14 protein-coding genes are annotated in these 20,149 nt (G+C 61.4%); 8 read left to right on the top strand and 6 right to left on the bottom strand.

Annotated features, from left to right (window positions below):
* On the top strand, positions 1-357 hold a 357-nt coding region (locus ABJF10_RS06735; RefSeq protein ID WP_348543766.1), incomplete at its 5' end, for a DUF1501 domain-containing protein.
* Positions 358-463: 106 nt separating this feature from the next.
* On the opposite strand, the gene ABJF10_RS06730 is transcribed toward ABJF10_RS06735, so the two are convergent.
* The gene (locus tag ABJF10_RS06730) at positions 464-1,420 is read right to left on the bottom strand and encodes a DUF1080 domain-containing protein (RefSeq protein ID WP_348543765.1); all 957 of its coding nucleotides are present in this window, start codon (positions 1,418-1,420) and stop codon (positions 464-466) included.
* Between the two features lie 135 nt (positions 1,421-1,555).
* Between ABJF10_RS06730 and ABJF10_RS06725 the strand changes: the two genes are divergently transcribed.
* From ABJF10_RS06725 to ABJF10_RS06695, 7 genes are all read left to right on the top strand, one after another.
* Entirely contained in the window at positions 1,556-3,061 is a 1,506-nt protein-coding gene (locus ABJF10_RS06725; protein ID WP_348543764.1) for an arylsulfatase, read from the top strand.
* Positions 3,062-3,078: 17 nt separating this feature from the next.
* Entirely contained in the window at positions 3,079-4,851 is a 1,773-nt protein-coding gene (locus tag ABJF10_RS06720; protein WP_348543763.1) for an arylsulfatase, read from the top strand.
* Positions 4,852-4,857: 6 nt separating this feature from the next.
* Positions 4,858-6,720 carry a sulfatase-like hydrolase/transferase gene (locus tag ABJF10_RS06715; protein WP_348543762.1) on the top strand — a complete coding sequence of 621 codons (1,863 nt, stop codon included), beginning with the start codon at positions 4,858-4,860 and terminating at the stop codon, positions 6,718-6,720.
* Between the two features lie 237 nt (positions 6,721-6,957).
* Complete coding sequence (locus ABJF10_RS06710) at positions 6,958-7,452, top strand: MarR family transcriptional regulator (RefSeq protein ID WP_348543761.1); 495 nt, start codon at positions 6,958-6,960, stop codon at positions 7,450-7,452.
* A gap of 25 nt (positions 7,453-7,477) precedes the next feature.
* Positions 7,478-8,797: an efflux RND transporter periplasmic adaptor subunit gene (locus ABJF10_RS06705; protein ID WP_348543760.1), complete on the top strand. Its 1,320-nt coding sequence runs from the start codon at positions 7,478-7,480 to the stop codon at positions 8,795-8,797.
* A gap of 25 nt (positions 8,798-8,822) precedes the next feature.
* On the top strand, positions 8,823-11,975 hold the full coding sequence (locus tag ABJF10_RS06700) for a multidrug efflux RND transporter permease subunit (protein WP_348543759.1): 3,153 nt from the start codon (positions 8,823-8,825) through the stop codon (positions 11,973-11,975).
* Between the two features lie 2 nt (positions 11,976-11,977).
* The gene (locus ABJF10_RS06695) at positions 11,978-15,100 is read left to right on the top strand and encodes an efflux RND transporter permease subunit (protein ID WP_348543758.1); all 3,123 of its coding nucleotides are present in this window, start codon (positions 11,978-11,980) and stop codon (positions 15,098-15,100) included.
* On the opposite strand, the gene ABJF10_RS06690 is transcribed toward ABJF10_RS06695, so the two are convergent.
* From ABJF10_RS06690 to ABJF10_RS06670, 5 genes are all read right to left on the bottom strand, one after another.
* Complete coding sequence (locus ABJF10_RS06690) at positions 15,097-16,500, bottom strand: sulfatase-like hydrolase/transferase (protein ID WP_348543757.1); 1,404 nt, start codon at positions 16,498-16,500, stop codon at positions 15,097-15,099. The genes ABJF10_RS06695 and ABJF10_RS06690 overlap by 4 nt on opposite strands.
* 99 nt (positions 16,501-16,599) lie before the next feature.
* Positions 16,600-17,637, bottom strand: coding sequence for a PfkB family carbohydrate kinase (locus ABJF10_RS06685; RefSeq protein ID WP_348543756.1), 1,038 nt, complete (start codon positions 17,635-17,637; stop codon positions 16,600-16,602).
* Complete coding sequence (locus ABJF10_RS06680) at positions 17,634-18,743, bottom strand: hypothetical protein (protein WP_348543755.1); 1,110 nt, start codon at positions 18,741-18,743, stop codon at positions 17,634-17,636. Before ABJF10_RS06680 ends, ABJF10_RS06685 begins: the two co-directional genes overlap by 4 nt.
* Positions 18,740-19,588 (bottom strand): HAD family hydrolase, encoded by an 849-nt coding sequence (locus ABJF10_RS06675; RefSeq protein WP_348543754.1) that lies wholly within the window; start codon positions 19,586-19,588, stop codon positions 18,740-18,742. Before ABJF10_RS06675 ends, ABJF10_RS06680 begins: the two co-directional genes overlap by 4 nt.
* Positions 19,585-20,148, bottom strand: coding sequence for an SIS domain-containing protein (locus tag ABJF10_RS06670; RefSeq protein ID WP_348543753.1), 564 nt, complete (start codon positions 20,146-20,148; stop codon positions 19,585-19,587). Before ABJF10_RS06670 ends, ABJF10_RS06675 begins: the two co-directional genes overlap by 4 nt.
* Position 20,149 lies beyond the last annotated feature (1 nt).

The raw sequence follows: 20,149 nt of genomic DNA, 5'->3' as shown, positions 1-20,149 counted from the left end.
CTCGCCGATCTCAAGCAGCGCGGCCTGCTCGAGAGCACGCTCGTCGTCTGGGGCGGCGAATTCGGCCGCACGCCGGACAACGGCGTGCGCATGGGCACGGCCTACGGACGCGATCACAATCCGAAGGCGATGACCGTGTGGATGGCCGGCGGCGGCTGCCGGGCCGGGCATACCATCGGCGCGACGGACGAACTCGGCATGGAAGCCGTGGAAGGCGTCGCCCACGTGCGCGACTTTCACGTCACCCTGCTGCGCCTGCTCGGGCTCGACGACAACAAGCTGACCTACTATCACGCCGGCCGCTTCAAGCAGCTCAGTCAGTTCGGCGGGAAGCCGATCAAGGAACTGATTAGCTGAGGAGCTTCCATTGGTTCAGTTGGCTCCATTGGCTCCATTGGCTCCATTGCCGAATAGTGAGTATTTTCTGGTAAATAAATTTCGCGCTCTCTGAGCCCAGCTCGGGTCACTTCACTACCGGCCGCAGGACGATGTTCCGGTAGTCGATGCTGGTGTGGTCCCCCTGCAACATGATCGGGCCGGGCTTGGACTCATCGCTGGTCAGCGCGCCGCCGGTGCAACCCAGCACCGGTTGGTTGTCGATGATCTTCTGGCCATTGAGGATGACGGTCACATGGCGGTCGACGAGCGTGATGTCGAAGGTCTGCCATTCGCCCACTGGTTTCTCCGCCGCGACGCTCGGCGTGATGCGACTGTAGAGCGCGCCCATGTTATGCGGATCGAGCGGCTTGCCGTAGGATTCCGCCACCTGGATTTCATAGATGCCGCGCAGGTAGATGCCGCTGTTGCTGCCCGCCAGCGTGCGGACTTCGAGTTTCAAATTGAAGTCCTCGAACTCGCGTTCGGTGCGCAGGTTGCCAAGGTGCTTGCCTGGCTCGACTCGATTTTGCAGCACGCCATCGACGACGCTCCAGCCGTTGTCCGCCTTGGGATTGACCAGCACCCAGCCGCTTAGGTCCTTGCCATTAAAGAGCGTAATCGCATCACCGAATTTCACCTTGGAAAGATCGGGCGTCGGCGGCACCGGCGGGATGCGCTTCCCGGAAAAGTCCGCCTTGGCGAATTCCTTCCCGTCACCCTTGGATTTCACCGTCGTCAGGGCCAAGTCGTCGCCGGTGACTTTGCCCGTGATGGTCTCGGTGACGCCCTTCGCCACCCGCGTGATCGTGAGGGTATCGCTATCAATCTTCACGCCATCCACCGGCAGGACGCTGCCACCGCTCCAAAGAATGCTGCCCTGGAGCTTGCCGTCCTTTTCCTCCACCCCAAGCCAACCCGCGCTCCCGCTCGGCAGCGTGAGGGCCCAGCGGCCGATGAAAGGACTCTCGGCACGCCCATGGGAAAGTGCGGAAAGCAACGTGACGACGAGGAGACAAAGCAGCTTGAAGGGTGAGCGGTTCATAGGGGTGATGGGGGTTGGCCGTTGATCAGGGCGGTGATTGTTTCCAGCCTCGAGCGGTTTTCAATCTCAATAGCGCTGCAAAAGCTGTGCAACGATCCCCGTTCCCGGCAGTTTTATTCCGCAACGCCTTCCCCCATGCCTGCACTCCCTCCCCTCGTCTCGTCTCTCCTGTGCTTCTTTCTCGCGCTCGGCACGATCGCCCACGCCGCGCCCGCGAAGCCGAACATCATCTTCGTTCTCGCCGATGACACCGGCTATGGCGACCTCTCGGCCACGGGCAATCCCATCCTCAAGACGCCCAATCTGGACCGGCTCTATAACGAATCGGTGCGCTTTACGGATTTCCACGTTTCCCCGACCTGCTCCCCTACTCGCTCGGCGCTGATGACCGGGCGGCACCCGTTCAAGAATGGCATCACGCACACCATCCTGGAACGTGAACGCCTCACCCCCGACGCGGTGACCATTGCGCAGGTGCTAAAGAGCGCGGGCTACACGACGGGCATCTTCGGCAAATGGCATCTCGGCGACGAACCGGACCACCAACCCGACCAGCGCGGCTTTGACGAGGTCTTCATCCACGGCGGCGGGGGCATCGGGCAGACTTATCCGGGTTCTTGCGGTGACGCGCCGGGTAATGAATATTTCAATCCCGCCATCCTCCACAATGGCCGCTTCGAAAAGACGCAGGGCTTTTGCACGGACATCTTTACCGCCCAGGCGATGCAGTGGATCGAATCGGTGAGGGGCAAGCAGCCGTTCTTTTGCTACCTCCCCTACAATGCCGCACACGTTCCGTTGTCTTGTCCGGAGGAATACAAGAAGCCCTACGAGGGCAAGGTGCCCGACAACGTCGCGACCTTTTTCGGAATGGTCGCCAACATTGACGCGAATGTCGGGCGCTTGCTGGCGAAACTCGATGAATGGGGCATCGCCAAAGACACGCTGGTGATCTTCATGAATGACAACGGCGGCTACGGGCCGGCGTGCAAGATTTTCAACGCGGGCATGCGCGGCAGCAAGAATTCGCCGTTCCTGGGCGGAACGCGCGCTGTCTCGTTGTGGCGCTGGCCGGGCACGCTGGAGGCGCACGATGCGCCGGGTGTCACCTCGAATATCGATTTCTTTCCCACGCTCGCCGATCTCGCGGGAGCCAGCCTGAACGAAAGGGCGCGAGCCCAAGTGGAGGGGCGCAGTCTCGTTCCGCTTTTGCACGACGCCAAAGCCTCGTGGCCGGAGCGCACGCTCTTCACCCACATCGGCCGCTGGCCAAAAGACGCAGACGTCCAGGCCTTCAAATATATCGGTTGCTCGGTGCGCAACGGTCAATGGCATCTCGTGAGCGACGGCAATTCCAACAAACCCCGGGAGAAAGGCTGGCAGTTATTCGATGTGATGACCGACCCGGGCGAAGGACATGATATCGCGGCCACGCACCAGGATGTCGTCGCGCGCCTGGACGCCGAATATGATCACTGGTGGGATACGGTCGTGCCCATGATGGTGAATGAGACCTCGCAATACCCGGGAATGAATCCGTTCAAGGTGCTCTACTGGAAACAATTCGGCGGCGGCCCATCCGCGGAAGATCTCAAGCAGATGGGCATGGGGACGAACGCCACGAAGGCCAAACCCGAGTAACTTTTCCTCTACATCTTATGCGACCATCCCAGGCACTTCCATACCTTCTTCTGGCCTCCCTCGCTCTCGCTCTTCCGACGCGGGCGGCGGATTCGAAACGTAAACCGAATATCCTGATCGTACTGGCGGACGACGAGGGCTGGGGTGATTTGGGCGTCAACGGAAATACCAATGTTTCCACACCCAAGATCGACTCCCTCGCTGCCGCGGGGGCACTGCTCGAGCACTTTTATGTGTGTCCAGTATGCTCGCCCACCCGTGCGGAGTTTCTGACCGGGCGCTATCACCTACGGGGCGGTGTGCACGGTGTCTCCTCCGGCGAGGAGCGTTTGAATATCGATGAAAAGACCATCGCGGATACGTTCAAGGCCGCGGGTTATGCCACCGGCGCTTTCGGCAAATGGCACAACGGCATGCAATACCCCTATCATCCGCGTGGGCGCGGTTTTGATGAGTATTATGGCTTTTGCTCGGGTCACTGGGGCGACTACTTTGACGCCCCGCTGGAACACAATGGCCTGCCAGTGCAAGGCAAAGGCTTTCTCATCGATGACCTCACCGAGCACGCCATGGACTTCATCGAGCAAAACAAGGACAAGCCGTTCTTTTGCTATGTCCCCTTCAATACGCCGCACTTCCCATTGCAGGTGCCCGACCGCTTTTTTGACAAGTTCGCCAGCTTCGACTTGAAGATGCGCGCCCGCAATCCGGCGCAGGAGAAGGTCGAAGTGACCCGCGCGATTTTGGCCATGACGGAGAACATCGACTGGAATGTGGGCCGCCTGCTTGCCCATCTCGACAAGCTGCATCTCGCGGACGACACCATCGTCATCTACTTCAGCGATAACGGTCCTCAAAGCTGGCGGTGGAATGGGGAGATGAAAGGCAAGAAGGGCTCGACTGATGAAGGCGGGGTGCGCGCGCCGTTCCTGATTCGCTGGCCCGGGCACATTCCTGCCGGTCAGCGCGTGCCGCAAATCGCCGGGGCGATCGATCTGCTGCCCACCCTCGCCGACCTGGCTCAAGTGACGCTGATCAGCACCAAGCCCCTGGACGGCGTCAGCCTGAAACCGCTGGTCCTGAATGCGGCCAAGGACTGGCCGGATCGGATGATTTTTTCCGAATGGGGCGGGAGGACCAGCGTCCGCACCCAGCACTACCGCCTCGACGCAATGAATGCGCTCTACGACATGGATGCGGATCTGCCACAAGACCACGACGTCGCTGCACAGCACCCGGAGGAAGCTGCACGACTGAAGCAAGCCATGGCTGCTTGGCGGAGCGAGTTGCTGCCGAGCGGCCGCAAGGACGACCGGCCCTTTTCCGTCGGCTATCCCGAGTTTCCGGTGACGCAACTTCCGGCACGCGACGGCATGGAGCACGGAGAGATCCGGCGCAGTTCCAAGGCCCCCAATTGCTCTTACTTCACCCACTGGGTCAGTCCGAATGACAGCATCACTTGGGACGTCGACGTAGCGACCGCCGGCAAATACGAAGCCGTGATCTACTATGCCGTGCCGGAAGCCGACCTCGGCTCGACACTGGAACTTTCGTTCCTGGGCAAAAGCCTGCAGGGCAAGGTGACGGTGGCCAACGATCCGCCGCTGCACGGTGCGGAGCACGACCGAGCGCCCCGCGAAGCCGAATCGTTCGTCAAAGACTGGAAGCCGATGACACTCGGCCAGGTCGAATTAGCCAAGGGGCGGGGCCAATTGACATTGCGCGCTCCGCAGATTCCCGGCAAGAGCGCCCTAGAGTGTCGGGCCATGTTTTTAACTCTCAAGCCGTAAAGTCGCATGAAATTTATTTCCCAAATATTGCTATTCGTGGTTTTAGCCGCTGGCACTGCGCGGGCAGCGGAACGACCGAACATTCTGTGGGTCGTCAGTGAAGATAATGATATTTTCCTCGGCTGCTACGGCGACCCGCTCGCGCACACGCCGACGCTCGATAAACTCGCCAAGGAAGGTGTACTCTATGAGCGATGCTTTGGCTGGCCAGTGTGCGCACCAGCACGCTTCACCTTGATCACCGGCATGTATCCCACGACCTGCGGGCCTGCGGAACATATGCGCGCACAGGGAAAGATCCCCGATTGGTTGCACGGATTTCCCACCTATTTGCGCGAGGCGGGTTATTTCACTTCGAACAACGCAAAGACGGATTACAACTCACCGATCAGCATCAAGGACGCGTGGACAGACCAGGGCAAGACTGCGCATTGGCGCAACCGGCCCGATCCCAAACAGCCTTTCTTCAGCGTGTTCAACCACGAGGTCACGCACGAGAGTTGCCTCTTTCCCGAGAAAGAGCTGCCGCTCGATTTTTCCCCAATGGATCCCGCGAAGGTGCGCATCCCGCCGTACCAGCCGGACACACCCGAGATGCGGGCGGATTGGGCGCGCTACTACAATCACATGACGGTGTTGGACGAGCAGATCGCCGTGAAGTTGCGCGACCTGGAGAAGGATGGCCTCGCGGAAGATACCATCGTATTTTACTACTCGGACAATGGCGGGGTGCTGCCGCGCAGCAAACGCTTTCTCGAGGAGAGCGGCACCCACGTCCCGCTGATCGTTTACTTCCCGCCGAAATGGCGGCACCTCGCACCCGCGCCGCCCGGTTCGCGGATCAAGGACCCCGTCAGCTTCGTCGATTTCTCCGCGACGGTGCTCTCCCTCGCGGGCGTGAAGATCCCTGCCTACATGCAGGGCCACGCTTTTCTGGGCGGGGCGAAGGCGCCGGCGAATGAGTTCGTGCACATCACCCGCGACCGCATGGACGAACGCTACGACATGATGCGCTCCATCGCCGACGCGCGTTATATCTATGTCCACAACTACCGGCCCGACCTGCCCTACGTGCAACCGCTCGAATATCAATTCAAAGGGCGTGGTTACCAATCGTGGGCGCGGATGGCCGCCGAGGGGAAACTGACCAAGGCGACGGCGCAATTCTGGGGCCAAAAACCGACCGAGGAACTCTACGAGATGAGCACCGACCCGGACAGCGTTCACAATCTGGCGGGCGATCCCCAGTATCGCGAACCGCTCGAGCGCATGCGCGCGGAACTGAAACGTCGCGTGGTGGAAAACAAGGACAACGGCTTCCTGCCGGAGGGCTCGCCGCTCGAAGGGTATGAGGCGTCGCACAAAGCCGGCGCGTATCCGGTCGAGGAGGTCGTCGCCATCGCCACGAAGGCTTCCGAGCGAGACGCCGCCAATCTGCCGGCGCTGATCGAAGCGTTGGAAGACAGCAGCGAACCGGTCCGCTGGTGGGCCGCGCAGGGATGCACCATGCTCGGGGCGAAGGCGTCTGCAGCGGCGCCAGCTTTGCGCAAACATTTGGGCGATGAATCGGGCGCAGTCCAGATCGCCGCGGCAGAGGCGCTGGCCCGGATGGGAATGGTGAGCGAAGTTTTGCCGGTGCTGGAAAAGAGACTCCAGGATACGGTAACTCCACAATTCGCCCTGCAAGCCGGGAATATCCTGGATCGATTGGGAGAAGCGGCGCGACCTTCGCTGCCGGTCATGAAGGAGGTGTTGGCGAAGGTGGGAAACGGAGGCAACCCGGCCAGTTATCCGGCCTACATCACCCGCATCCTGACCCACGCCACCGCCGTTCTTGAAGGAAGGGACGTTGCGTTGGTGTATCCGTGACCCTTTCCGGGGGCGGCGCCAATGCAGTTGTGGCGGAAAGCAGTACGTCCGCAGTGTGTTTGTGCGGCCACAAGCCTACCTAAGCTTGCCAATGGCCACTGGATTCACCTTCAGCCAACGAAATCCGCCAGTATTGCGGCGAATAAATTGAGAATTATTCACATCCAAAGAAAGCAACATTTCGATAGTTGAATAGTTCAACAATTGAATCGTGACATTAACTCAAGACCCTTACCGATGAACCTTCCTCCCCGTGACTGCGCCGCCGAGTTGCTCGAGGTCGTGCCCCTGATGATGCGCGTCATTCGCACCAAGGTTCGTGCCCACAGCAGCCCGGAACTCTCCGTACCGCAGTTTCGGGCCCTGGCGTTTCTCGGCCGCAATGAAGGCGCGATGCTCGGAGACGTGGCCGGCTTTCTCGTCCTGACGCTCTCCGCCACTTCCAAGCTGATCGATGGCCTGGTCACCGCCGACCTCGTCGCCCGCGACAGCGATCCCTTGGATCGGCGGAAGATTGTCCTCACGTTGACCGCTTCCGGCCAAAGGAAATTCGCCGCCGTGCGCCAGGCCACCGCGGATTTCCTCACCGAGCGGGTGGCCGAAGTATCCGTGGCCGAACGCGCCTGTATCACCGATGCCATGCGCACCTTGCGGGGCATCTTCTCCGACGTTCCGGCTCCGGAAACGAACGCCCGTTTGATCAAGACCGCGCCCACCGGCATCGACAACTGATTTTCTCCCTTCATCCACGATCCCCATGGCCAACTACATCGATATCCTGGAGCCGACACCCCAAAAATCCCGGCCCGCCTCTCAACCCATCGTTCCGAAGAAAAACCGGTGGTACCTCTGGGTCATCGCCCTGGTTTGCGTCCTGGGGGCCATCTGGCTTGTCACCCACCGGGGTCCGGCGGGCAGCGATGCCGCCGCCGGCAAGACCGCCGGGCGCGGCGCCGGTGGACCCGTGCCGGTCGTCGCCGGGACAGTGCAGCAAAAGGATGTGCCGATTTATCTCGAGGGCATCGGCACCATCCAGGCACTGAACACCGTCACAGTCCGCGCCCGCGTGGATGGGCAATTGGAAAAGGTGGCGTTTACGGAGGGCCAGGACGTCAAAGCCGGCGACGTCCTCGCGATCATCGACCAAGCCCCCTACAAGGCCGCGGTGGAGCAAGCACAGGCGAAGCAGAATCAGGATCAGGCCCAACTTTCCAACGCGAAGCTCGACCTCGATCGCTACACCGACCTCGTCGGCAAAAAAGTCATCTCCTCGCAACAATTCGACACCCAGAAAGCCCTTGTCGCCCAGTACGACGCTACCGTCCGCAATGACGCCGCCGCGGTCGAAAGCGCCCGGGTGAACCTTAATTACACCACGATCGTTTCACCCATCGACGGGCGCACTGGCATTCGCCTCGTCGACCAGGGCAACATCGTCCACGCGTCCGATCAGACCGGGCTGGTCGTGATCACGCAGTTGCACCCCATCTCGCTCGTCTTTACCCTGCCGGAGCAGTCGTTGAACGACATTCACAAGGAAATGGCCGCGTCCGGCCAGGAACTGGACGTCCTGGCAATGGGCCGCGACAACAAGACCAAGCTCGACGCCGGCAAGCTCTCGGTCATCGATAACCAGATCGACACCACCACGGGCACGATCAAGCTCAAGGCCACTTTCGACAACGAGGACCTGCAGCTCTGGCCCGGCCAGTTTATCAACGCCCACCTCCTTCTCACCACGCGCAAGGCAGGCTTGGTCGTGCCCGCGAGCGTCATTCAGCACGGCCCCAATGGCACCTACGCCTTCGTCATTCAAGATGACCAGACGGTCCAGATTCGCCCAGTGAAAGTCGTGCGCAAGGAAAACGGGGAGATCGCGCAGAGCGACACCGGCGAGGCCTTGATCGAAGACGGTCTCGCGGCGGGGGAAAAGGTGGTGGTCGACGGTCAGTACAAGTTGCAGGCGGGCTCCAAAATCTCAATCAACCAGCCCGCGGCAGCCGCCGGTGCCGGCGGGCATCCCGGCGGTCACAGCGGACAAGGCGGCGGCCACCGGCAGGGTAGCGAATTGAAGTGATCGGCGTCCCGCGCGCCGTGAGACGATGAATATTTCCGAGCCCTTCATTCGGCGGCCGATCGCCACCACTCTCCTGATGGTCGGTATCATCATCATGGGGGTGCTCGGTTATTCGTTGCTCCCGATTTCCGCGCTGCCTCCCGTGGATTTTCCGACCATCCAGGTCACCGCCCAATACCCGGGCGCGAGCCCCGACGTCATGGCCTCCTCGGTCACGACCCCATTGGAGCGGCAGTTTGGCCAGATCAGCGGCCTCGCCAGCATGACTTCCGTGAGTTCGTTTGGAAACACGACCATCACCCTCCAGTTCGTCCTCGATCGCGACATCGACGGCGCCTCACAGGATGTGCAGGCCGCCATCAACGCCGCCAGCGGGGTCCTCCCGAAGTCCATGCCGAATCCGCCGACTTACAGCAAAGTCAATCCCGCGGATACGGCGATAATCTCTCTCGTCCTCACCTCCGATTCCGTGCCGCTGGAACAAGTGAACGACAAGGCCGACACCGTGCTCGCCCAAAAGCTGAGCCAGGTCACCGGCGTGGGCCTCGTCACCATTGAGGGCAACCAAAAGCCCGCGGTGCGCGTGCGCATCAATCCCGCGGCCATCGCTTCGCTCGGCACCAGCTTTGAAGACATCCGCGCCGCCCTCACCAATAACAACACCAACCAGCCCAAGGGCAATTTCGACGGCCCAAAGCAGTCCTACGCCATCGGCGTCAACGACCAGATCTTTACCGCCAAAGAATACGGCGATGTCGTCATCGCCTACAAAAACGGCGCGCCCGTGCGCCTGCGCGATATTGGCCAGATCGTCGACGGTGTCGAAAACGTCCGACTCGCCGGCTGGGTCGACAACAAGCCGGCCGTCATCATCGACATCCAGCGCCAGCCGGGGGCGAACATCATCGAGACCGCCGACCGGATCAAAGCGATCCTCCCCAAGCTCCGCTCCACATTACCGCCCTCCATCAAGCTCGAGATTCTCACGGACCGCACCGAGACCATCCGCGCCTCCGTGCGGGACGTGCAATTCACCCTCCTCCTCACGGTGGTGCTGGTGGTCGCCGTCATCTTCGTTTTCCTGCGCAAGTTTTGGGCGACCGTGATTCCCAGCGTCGCGCTGCCCCTCGCCATCATCGGCACCTTTGGCGTGATGAAGCTCGTCGGCTTTAGCCTCGATAACCTTTCACTTATGGCGCTGACCATCTCGACCGGCTTCGTCGTCGATGACGCCATCGTCATGATCGAGAACATCGTGCGCTTCATCGAGATGGGCGAAAAGCCGATGGATGCCGCCCTGAAAGGCGCCAAGCAGATCGGCTTTACCGTCATTTCGCTCAGCCTTTCGCTCATCGCTGTTTTCATTCCGCTGCTCTTCATGACGGGCATCGTCGGGCGCTTGTTCCGCGAATTCGCCGTCACCCTCAGCATCGCCGTCGTCGCCTCCGCCGTCGTGTCGCTCACCCTCACGCCGATGATGTGCGCCCGCCTGCTCAAGTCGGACCACGGTGAAAAACACGGTCGCTTCTATGTGGCGACCGAGCGGATGTTCGACTGGATGCTCCAACAATACGAGGTCGGCTTGAAGTGGGTCCTGGTCCATCAGTTTTTCACCCTCATGGTCGCGGTCGCGACGCTCGTCGCCACGATCTTCCTCTACATCATCGTGCCCAAGGGCCTGCTCCCGCAGCAGGACACCGGCCTCATCCTCGGGGTTACCGATTCCGCGCAATCGATTTCCTTCAAGGCGATGGTCCAACGCCAGCGGGCCATCGCCGAGATCGTCCGCCAGGATCCCGACGTCCGCAGCGTCAGTTCCTTCGTCGGCGCCGGGGCCGTCAATGCCACGGTCAACACCGGCCGGATGAACATCGAGCTCAAGCCGCGCGACACCCGCAGCGCCAGCGCCGCGGAAATCATCACCCGCCTGCGCGACGCGACGAAAAATGTCGAGGGCATCGCCCTTTTCATGCAAGCCGTCCAGGACGTGCAGATCGACAGCCGCCTGAGCCGCACGCAGTACCAGTACACGCTCGAGGACGCCGACGAGGCGGAGCTTGCCGAATGGGCACCGAAGCTCCTGGCCAAATTCCGCACGCTGCCCCAGCTCGCGGACGCGGCCAGCGACCAGCAGTCGGAAGGTTTGCAGATCAGCGTGGATGTCGATCGCGAGCAGGCCTCACGCTACAACGTGCTGACCCAGGCGATCGACGACACGCTCTACGACGCCTTCGGCCAGCGGCAGGTCTCGATCATTTTCACCCAGCTCAACCAGTACCGGGTGATCCTCGAGGTCGAACCTCACTTCCAGCTCACTCCGGATTCGCTCGCGAAGATCTACGTCAAAAGCTCCACCGGGCAGATGGTGCCCCTCAGCGCCTTTTCCACCCTGAAGACCGTCACGGCACCGCTCTCCATCCTGCACGAGGGCCAGTTCCCCGCCGTCACCTTGTCCTTCAACCTGAGCCCACGGAGTTCCCTGGGCGCGGCCGTCGATGCGATCCAAAAAGCCCAGCAGGACATAGGTTTGCCCGAAACGGTGGTCACCTCCTTCTCCGGCAGTGCCGCGGAATTCCGCTCGTCGCTGGCCAGTGAGCCGTACCTCATCCTCGCGGCCATCGTCGTCATCTACATCGTGCTCGGCGTCCTTTACGAAAGTTACATTCACCCGATCACCATTCTCTCCTCCCTGCCTTCCGCCGGGGTCGGCGCGCTGCTCGCCTTGATCGTCTTCCACGTGGACATGTCGCTCATCGCCCTGATCGGCATTATCCTCCTCATCGGCATCGTCAAGAAGAACGCCATCATGATGATCGACTTCGCCCTCGATGCCGAGCGCAACGACGGCCTGCCGCCCGAGCAATCGATCTACCAGGCGTGCCTGCTGCGTTTCCGCCCGATCATGATGACCACCTTCGCCGCGCTCCTCGGCGCGTTGCCGCTCGCCCTCGAAAACGGGACCGGCTCCGAGCTGCGCAAGCCGCTGGGCATTGCCATCGTTGGCGGCCTGCTCGTCTCGCAATTTCTCACGCTCTACACCACACCGGTCATCTATCTTTATCTCGACCGCCTCGGCCATCGTGTCCGCCAATGGCGGGCCCGCAAGGGCCTGCCGGGCCTGCATGAGGAGCCGCTGGACCCAATCCCCGCCCCTCAACCCGAGGTCACGGTGTTGTAGCCATGAACGTTTCCGAGCCCTTCATTCGCCGGCCGGCGGGGACGTTCCTGCTCGCCATCGGCTTGCTCATCATGGGTCTCGTGGCCTACCACTTCCTGCCGGTGGCGCCGCTCCCGCGCGTCGATTTCCCGATGATTTCGGTCAGCGCCCAACTGCCCGGCGCCGACCCGCAGACGGTGGCGTCCTCGCTCGCGGCTCCGCTGGAGCGGCGGATCGGCCAGATCGCCGGAGTCACCGAGATGACTTCCACCAGCGCGCTCGGCAGCACGGGAATCAATGTGCAATTCGATCTGGATCGCTCGGTCGATGGCGCCGCGCGCGACGTGCAGCGGGCGATCGACGAAGCCGCCTCCGATCTGCCGGCCAATCTGCCCACGCTCCCCTCCTGGCGGAAACAAAACCCCGCCGATGCGCCCATCCTCATCCTCGCGATGACCAGCGATACCCGGGAGCCGACTCAAGTCTTCCAGTATGCCGACGAAATCGTCGGCCAGCAGCTCTCGCAGCTCAAAGGCGTGGGCCAGGTGGTCATCAGCGGCGCGGAAAAGTCCGCCGTGCGCGTCCAGGCCAATCCCGCCTCCATGGCCTCCGCGGGCTTGAGCCTCGAGGATCTCCGCTCGTTTCTGGCCCAGGTGAATGTCGACCTGCCCAAGGGCAGCGTCGACGGCGATAAAGCTTCCTACGCCATCTACAGCAACGACCAGCTCATGGATGCCGGCGAGTACCGCAACCTCATCGTCGCCACAAAGAACGGCGTTCCGATCAAGCTCAGTTCCATCGCCAAGATCGTCAATGGCGTCGAGAATACCCGGCTCGGCGGCTGGGCCGGCGTCAAGCCGGCGGTGTTGGTCATCGTCTTCAAGCAGCCCGACGCCAACGTCATCGCCACCACCGATCTCGTCAAAGCCGCCCTCCCCAAAACGGAGAAGTGGCTGCCCCCCAGTGTCCGTGTCCAGGTCATCAGTGATCGCACCGTTACCATTCGCGCCTCCCTCGAGGAAGTGCAGTTCTCCCTCCTGCTCAGCATCGCGCTGGTCGTGATGGTCATCTTCCTTTTTCTGCGCCGTTTCTGGCCCACCTTCATCGCCAGCGTCACCGTGCCGCTCTCGCTCGCCGGCACCTTTGGCGTGATGTATCTGCTGCATTACAGCCTCGACAATATTTCGCTCATGGCCGTGACCATCTCCGTGGGCTTCGTCGTCGACGACGCCATCGTGGTCATCGAGAATGTTTTTCGCTTTGTCGAGGCCGGGACGCCCCCGATGGAAGCCGCGCTCAAAGGCGCGAAGCAGATCGGCTTCACCATTATCTCCATCAGCCTTTCGCTCATTGCCGTCTTCGGCCCTCTCCTGTTCATGGGCGGATTGATCGGGCGCCTCTTCCACGAATTTGCCGTCACCCTCAGCGCGGCCATCGTCGTCTCCGGCATCATCTCGCTCACGCTGACCCCGATGCTCTGCTCCCGCTTCTTGAAGGCGGAGTCCCAGCACAAGCGCAAGGACAACTTTATCCAGCGGCGGAGCGAAGCGAGCTTGAACTGGCTCCTCAGCCACTACGCGAGCAGCCTGCAATGGGTGCTCCGCCACCAGATCATCATGCTCGTCGTCACCGGCATCACGGTGGCGATGACGGTCTGGCTCTACGGCGTCGTGCCCAAGGGCTTCTTCCCGCAACAGGACACCGGCCAGATGCATGGCACGACGGTGGCCAGCCAGGACGTTTCCTTTCCCCAGATGGTCAAGCTCCAGCAGCGCATCTCGCAAATCCTGCTGGAAGACCCCGCGATCGAAACCTTCAGTTCCTTCGTCGGCAGCAGCTACCGCAGTGCCAGCGTCAACAACGGCAGCTTTTTCCTCAGTCTCAAACCGAAATCCGAGCGCAAGATCAGCGCCGATGAACTCATCGGCCGCATCCGCAAGAAGACGGCCGGCATCGAAGGCATCCGGCTGATCTTGAGTTCCGACCAGGACATCCGGGTCGGCAGCCGGGGCGGCAGCAAGGGACAGTACCAATATGCGCTGCAAAGCGGTGACCTCGAGGATCTCAACCAGTGGACGCCGAAGCTCATGGCGGCGCTCGCCCAACATCCCGAGATCAAGGACATCGACAGCGACCTGCAAACGCGCGGACTCCAGACAAACGTCGTGGTCGATCGCGATGCCGCCGCCCGCCTCGGCGTTTCCCCCCTCGACGTCGACAATACCCTCTACGATGCCTTCGGGCAGCGCCAGGTCTCAACCATCTACGAACAATACAACCAGCACCACGTCATCCTCGAGGTCGATCCGGAATTTCAGACCGACCCGGCCTATCTGAGCAAGATTTTCGTCAAATCCAACACCGGCGCCATGGTGCCGCTCTCTTCCGTTTCCAAGTTTCAAACCACCAACGCTTATCTCACCGTCAGCCACCAGGGACAGTTCCCGGCGGCGACCATCTCCTTCAATCTGGCGCCCGGCGTTTCTCTTGGCCGCGCGACCGAGATCGTCGAGCAAGCCAAGCGGGATCTGAACATGCCCTCCACGGTTAATGGCAGCTTTCAAGGCACCGCCCAGGTCTTCCAGCAATCCCTTTCGAGCCTGAAAATTCTCGTCATTGCCGCTCTGATCACCGTCTACATCGTGCTCGGCATGCTCTACGAAAGCCTCATCCATCCCATCACCATTCTCTCCACCCTGCCCAGTGCCGGCTTGGGCGCACTCCTCGCCTTGATCCTCTGCGGTTCGGAACTATCGCTCGTCTCTTTCATCGCCATCATCCTCCTCATGGGCATCGTCAAGAAGAACGCCATCATGATGGTCGACTTTGCCCTCGACGCGGAGCGCAACGAAGGCATGGGACCCGAGGAAGCCATTTACCAAGCCTGTGTCGTCCGGTTCCGTCCCATCATGATGACCACCATGGCCGCGCTGCTCGGCGCGGTTCCGTTGGCCATCGGCTTCGGCGTCGGCTCGGAACTCCGCCAACCGCTCGGCATCGCCGTGGTCGGCGGCCTCATTGTCTCCCAGATCCTGACGCTCTACACCACCCCAGTCATCTACCTCGCTTTCGAGCATCTGCGGCTGTACTTCCGCCGACGCCAGCCGACGCCTTCCACGCGGTTGGATTGGCAGACGACGAATTAATTCCCGCCCGCCTGCTTTTTGGCGGCGGCGGCACGACCCCGAGCCGGTATCCATTTCGGTGGGACGTTGGCTTTGTTCCATTCATCCCAGGCAGCGGCCAGTTCCTTCACTCGTGCCGGCTCCTGGTCCGCGAGATTGGTTTGTTCTCCGATGTCTTTGGCTAGATTGTAGAGTTGCGCGCCTTGCGTCGTCGCGACGACGGCTTTTTCCCCGGCTTCCGCGCCCCCACCGGGTGCCTTGACCAGCTTCCAATCGCCCTTGCGAATGGCGATCTGCTGCCCGAACCGCCAATACAACGCCTCATGCGGCGGCTCCTTCTTTTCACCCGTCACGTAGGGCAAGAGGTTCACACCATCGAGCTTCCATTCGGGTGGAACGGGCACCCCTGCCGCCGCCAACGCGGTGGGAAGAATATCGAGTTGGATCACCGGCCGGTCGTCCACTTGTTCCGCCGGGATATGTCCTTTCCAACGCATCGCCCACGCGACGCGGATACCGCCCTCCCAGGTTTGGGCCTTGAAACCGCGCAGCGGACCGTTGCCCGACGTGGTCTGGGCCGTCGGCCCGCCATTGTCGCTGATGAAAAAGATGAGCGTATTTTCCTCCTGCCCGGTCGCCTTCAGTTTGGCCATCACAGTGCCAACGGTGTCGTCCATCGCCGAAAGCATCGCGGCGAAAGTGCGGCGCTTCTTGTCATCAATGTTTGAGAAGCGGCTCAAGTATTTCTCCGTGGACTCCAGCGGAGCGTGAACCGCGTTGAACGCGAGATAGCACAACCACGGCTCTGCCTTATGCTTCTCAATGAAGTTCACCGCCTGCTCGCCAAACGCCTCCGTGGTGTAGCCGATATTGTTCACCGGCTCGGTGCCTTTCAGGATGGGGTTGTGCGGATCCGCCGCGGCATCGAGATAGTCGTGCATGCCACCGAGAAAACCGAAGTACTCATCGAAGCCCCGCTTGAGCGGATGATACGGCGGCTGATACCCGAGGTGCGATTTACCAAACCAGCCTGTCGTATAGCCCGCCGCCTTGAGTCGGTCGCCGATGGTCTCTTCTTCCAGCGGCAGACCGAAATTCGGCACCGCCGCTTCCGCTGGGCCGGGATTGAATTCATGCCCGAAGCGCTGCTGGTAGCGGCCGGTCATCAGTCCCGCCCTCGTGGGACTGCAATAAGTTCCGCTCACATAACCGCTGGTAAAGCGCACGCCACCCTTGGCCAGCGCGTCCACATTCGGTGTGGGAATCTGTGGCGTGAAGCCCTGCATGCTCAACTCGCCGTAGCCGAGATCATCGGCGACGATGACGAGGATATTGGGTTTCTTCGCATCCGCCGCATGAGCGGCGGTAACCAGGCAAGTGAGAGCGAACGCGACAAGGGAGTGATAGAGGGGACTTTTCATGGAGGAGGACCGGCGATGATCGGAATCAGGCTTCGATGGAACAACGGGGCCACGAAAGAGTTGCCACTCTTCTTCCCTCCCGCCTCTGCGTTTCGGCGGTTAAAATTTAAGTTGGGCGGCGCTGCCCAGCAGTTCACCCATCCGCCCGATAGACGCGCTACCCGAAGTACCAAGCTGATGAATGACAATCGAGGACGCCAGCGCCGCGATGGTCAACGCCTCGCGCAGATCCGCGCCCGCCGCCAAAGCCGTGGCGAGATTAGCGGTCACGGAATCACCCGCTCCCACGACGTCGATCGTCCCGCGCAACGCCAGCGACGGCACATGTTCGCTGCGTCCATCCGGCAGCGCGCCGACCAATCCACGTTCCGCCATGGTCACAAAAACCGCCCGTCGATTCTGCTCCGCGAGTTGCACCGTCGAGCGCCGAATCTCGTCCACGGACGAATCCGCCGGCATTCCCGTCAGCGAAGAGAGTTCCGCCGCATTCATCTTGAAGATCACCGACGGAAACCCGCGCAAACCGCGACGGCTGTCCGCCAGAACCGGAATCGCCGCGGCCTTCCTTTCCAGTGAACCGGCCCGCGCCAGCACGGACTTGGTCACCACACCTGTCTCTTCGATATCCACCTGGTCCATCAAGATCACGGCGTCCACCGTGCCACGTAACATCTCCAGCGAGTTCGCAATCCGCTCGGAAACTTCGGGTGGTGTGGGTGTCCAGTTCTTGGAATCCAGCCGATTGAGCTCGCGCGGCGGCTGGCCCGGTTCCATGACCAACGGCTTGCAGTAAGTGAAAGTGCGACGCGCGGGCGTTTGGAAGAAGTGCGCCGGATTGACCCCGGGCAGCGAGCCCAAGGCCCGCAGCAATTCGTAGCCCTCGCCATCCTCACCGCAAAATCCCACGGGAAAAATATCGCCGACGCCCAGCGCCACGAGATTGTTGAGAATCGTGCCGGCCGCTCCGGGCTGCGAGCGCACGCGAGCGACATTGTAAACGGGCAGGCCGGTCTCAATCGAAATCTCGGCGCGCGCGGGATCGATCTCCAAATAGCGATCGAGGCAAAAGTCGCCGACTACAGCCAGGCGCAGCTTCGCGTAGCGCCCGGCAATCTCTTGAAGACGTTCGGATGTCATGAGTGCTGGAGCGCGTGCGCGAGGTGATGGACAAAGGCGGCGTTGTCACACTGCAGGTAATGCATCGGCGCGCCCATGCGGGAGAAACTCTTGCAAAAGCGCAGATAGTAAGCGGCGTTGGTTTTCGGTGGCTCGCCTTGTGTCCAGTCCCAGCCGCCCCCGTCCTGCAAATCGACGACGTAAATGCTGTGATCGCGCACGACCGATCGCTGTGCCTGAAGGCGCATGTTATTCACGCAACTCAACGATTTCTCGAACACCTGTGGTCCCATGATTGCCGAGCCCACGGACAAAACGACGCCGCCATCCAGTCCTTCGACCGACCCGCCGAACAGCTTGAAATCAAGCTCCGCGGCCCGCCCGATCACCGAGCCGCTGAAAATGGGGTGGTTGGCGATGATGTCGTAACCAATGCCGGGATGCACCGTCACCGGCACGCCGCGCTTCCACGCCGAGGCGAGAATGGACGCATGTCTCCAGCGATGTTCCACCGCGACCCAACCCGAAGTCACGCGCGCTTCGCGCAACGCATGCAGCAGATCGGCCCGCGCCGCGGTGAGTGGATGCGTCGGCTCCGCAGTGATGCTCTTTATCAATACGTCCGCGGTCGGCACGGTCGCGCCATCCTCGGCGATGAAACGCCCCAGCGAGCGCCCATAACCGAGCCCGTCCAGCGCGCCGGCCATCAGTGCCAGGTGAATGTTCGTGGCGGTCTCGTGCCATGTGCCAAAAGTGCCGCTCGCTACGTTCATCTCGACACTTTCGGTCGAGGCACCAAACCACGCATATTCCCAATCGTGAATCGTCCCCGCACCATTCGTCGCGAGGTGCGTGATCCATCCCTGCTCCATTAAGCGGTCGAGAATTAACGCCGTGCCGTTGCGCAGCAGATGCGCGCCGTAGATGAGCATCACGCTCGCGCCACGATCGCGGGCCGCACGGATATTCTGCACCGCGCCGCGAACCTGTTCGGCCAGTTCGTCCGGCAGCGGCTTCGGCGTCGCATCCGGCGGAATCAGGATGTCATCCGCGCGCGTCAAGCTGCGCCGCTCGGTAAGCGGATACACCTTCAACTTCGACAGATCGAGCGGCTCCACCGGTTTCATTTTTGCAGCAGGTAATCGACCAGCGCGATCGCATCCCGGAAGTCTGGGATCGCCGCATCCGCACCGGCTTCCAGCAACTGGCCGCGCTTGAACGCGTCCATCACTCCAGAGCCGTTGTGTTCCTCGTCGCTGCACACGGCGATGGCGAGTCCGCCGAGTACCTTCGTCGCCGAGATCTCCACCGGCCCATCGCCGAAAGACAGCAAATGCTCACCTTGAATCCCCTCCTCCTTCAACAGCCGCTGAAAAACCGCCATCTTTGAAAAGCCCGTCGGATCCGCCGGGCTGCCATAAATGTGCGGGCCAAAATAGTGCGTGAGACCCAATGCCTCGGCCTCTTCCTTCACGCGATGCTCGATGGTGCTGCTGAGCACGAGCGGCGTAATGCCGGCCGCGCGGAGGCGCTCCAGCAATGCACGCGCAGCGTGCACCACAAAAGCATCCTGCGGGGCCTGGCGGCTGCGGATCGCCGCCAGACGCAGGGCAATTTCCGCGTCGAGTTGGTCTTGAAACTCACAGCGCAAATCCTCCGCGATCAAATCCCCACCGCCGCGCTCCCGCATGATTTCGGAGAAGCGCTGCATTTGCACGATGGTCGGCCGACCATTCAGCCCAAACACGATGCCGCTGAGCACGGCGGTTCGGGCCTCCGCTGTCTCGCCCGTCAACAGCGGCATATGCCGTCGAAAAACACCGAACATAATCTCCGGCCAGCCATGACGCACCCACGAGAGCGTGCCATCGAAATCGAAAACGACGTGGGTGATTTGCGGACGCGGCGCGAAGGTCGGGCGCAATTCGACGTCGCCGGAAAACTCGGGCAGCGGGCGAGCGGCGGCACTCATGCCGGGATCTTCTCCATGAACGAGTAGCAGATCATGTGGAAGATGTGCATGTGCACATCCTCGACGCGGCCGTAGTGAGTATCGTCCACCACGATCACATGCTCCGCGATGCCCGCCAGCGTCCCCTGCTTCGCCCCCACCATCGCGATGGTATGCAAGCCATGTTCGTTGGCCCAATTAAACGCCTTCACCAGGTTGGGCGAACTGCCGCTCACGCTCGCCGTGATCAGCACATCCCCGGCCCGGGCGAAGTTCTGCAGTTGGCGCAGGAAGATGTCCTCGTAGCTGTAGTCATTTCCGAGCGCGGTGATCCACGCCACGTTGTCGGTGAGCGATTGGACGCGGAAACGATGACCGACGGCATCCGAGGATCCTTTACCGAGATCCGTCGCGAAGTGGGAAGCATTGGCCGCGCTGCCTCCATTGCCGATAGCGAAGATTTGCTGGTCGTTTTCCCAGGCCTTACAGACGATTTCCGTCGCTTTGATGACGCCTTCGAGAGGCACGGAATCGAGGGCACGGTGTTGAGCAGCGATATAGCTTTGGAGCCAGGTTTTCATA

The sequence above is a fragment of the Chthoniobacter sp. genome (genome assembly GCF_040003245.1).
GTDB lineage: Bacteria > Verrucomicrobiota > Verrucomicrobiia > Chthoniobacterales > Chthoniobacteraceae > Chthoniobacter.
The sequence above is the reverse complement of the archived record's forward strand: the minus strand, read 5'-3'. Positions and strand labels throughout refer to the sequence as shown.

What these genes read in the sequence shown, in the direction of transcription:
- ABJF10_RS06730 (WP_348543765.1), bottom strand. Translation starts at nt 1,420, where the DNA reads ATGAACCGCTCACCCTTCAAGCTGCTTTGTCTCCTCGTCGTCACGTTG.
- ABJF10_RS06725 (WP_348543764.1), top strand. Translation starts at nt 1,556, where the DNA reads ATGCCTGCACTCCCTCCCCTCGTCTCGTCTCTCCTGTGCTTCTTTCTC.
- ABJF10_RS06720 (WP_348543763.1), top strand. Translation starts at nt 3,079, where the DNA reads ATGCGACCATCCCAGGCACTTCCATACCTTCTTCTGGCCTCCCTCGCT.
- ABJF10_RS06715 (WP_348543762.1), top strand. Translation starts at nt 4,858, where the DNA reads ATGAAATTTATTTCCCAAATATTGCTATTCGTGGTTTTAGCCGCTGGC.
- ABJF10_RS06710 (WP_348543761.1), top strand. Translation starts at nt 6,958, where the DNA reads ATGAACCTTCCTCCCCGTGACTGCGCCGCCGAGTTGCTCGAGGTCGTG.
- ABJF10_RS06705 (WP_348543760.1), top strand. Translation starts at nt 7,478, where the DNA reads ATGGCCAACTACATCGATATCCTGGAGCCGACACCCCAAAAATCCCGG.
- ABJF10_RS06700 (WP_348543759.1), top strand. Translation starts at nt 8,823, where the DNA reads ATGAATATTTCCGAGCCCTTCATTCGGCGGCCGATCGCCACCACTCTC.
- ABJF10_RS06695 (WP_348543758.1), top strand. Translation starts at nt 11,978, where the DNA reads ATGAACGTTTCCGAGCCCTTCATTCGCCGGCCGGCGGGGACGTTCCTG.
- ABJF10_RS06690 (WP_348543757.1), bottom strand. Translation starts at nt 16,500, where the DNA reads ATGAAAAGTCCCCTCTATCACTCCCTTGTCGCGTTCGCTCTCACTTGC.
- ABJF10_RS06685 (WP_348543756.1), bottom strand. Translation starts at nt 17,637, where the DNA reads ATGACATCCGAACGTCTTCAAGAGATTGCCGGGCGCTACGCGAAGCTG.
- ABJF10_RS06680 (WP_348543755.1), bottom strand. Translation starts at nt 18,743, where the DNA reads ATGAAACCGGTGGAGCCGCTCGATCTGTCGAAGTTGAAGGTGTATCCG.
- ABJF10_RS06675 (WP_348543754.1), bottom strand. Translation starts at nt 19,588, where the DNA reads ATGAGTGCCGCCGCTCGCCCGCTGCCCGAGTTTTCCGGCGACGTCGAA.
- ABJF10_RS06670 (WP_348543753.1), bottom strand. Translation starts at nt 20,148, where the DNA reads ATGAAAACCTGGCTCCAAAGCTATATCGCTGCTCAACACCGTGCCCTC.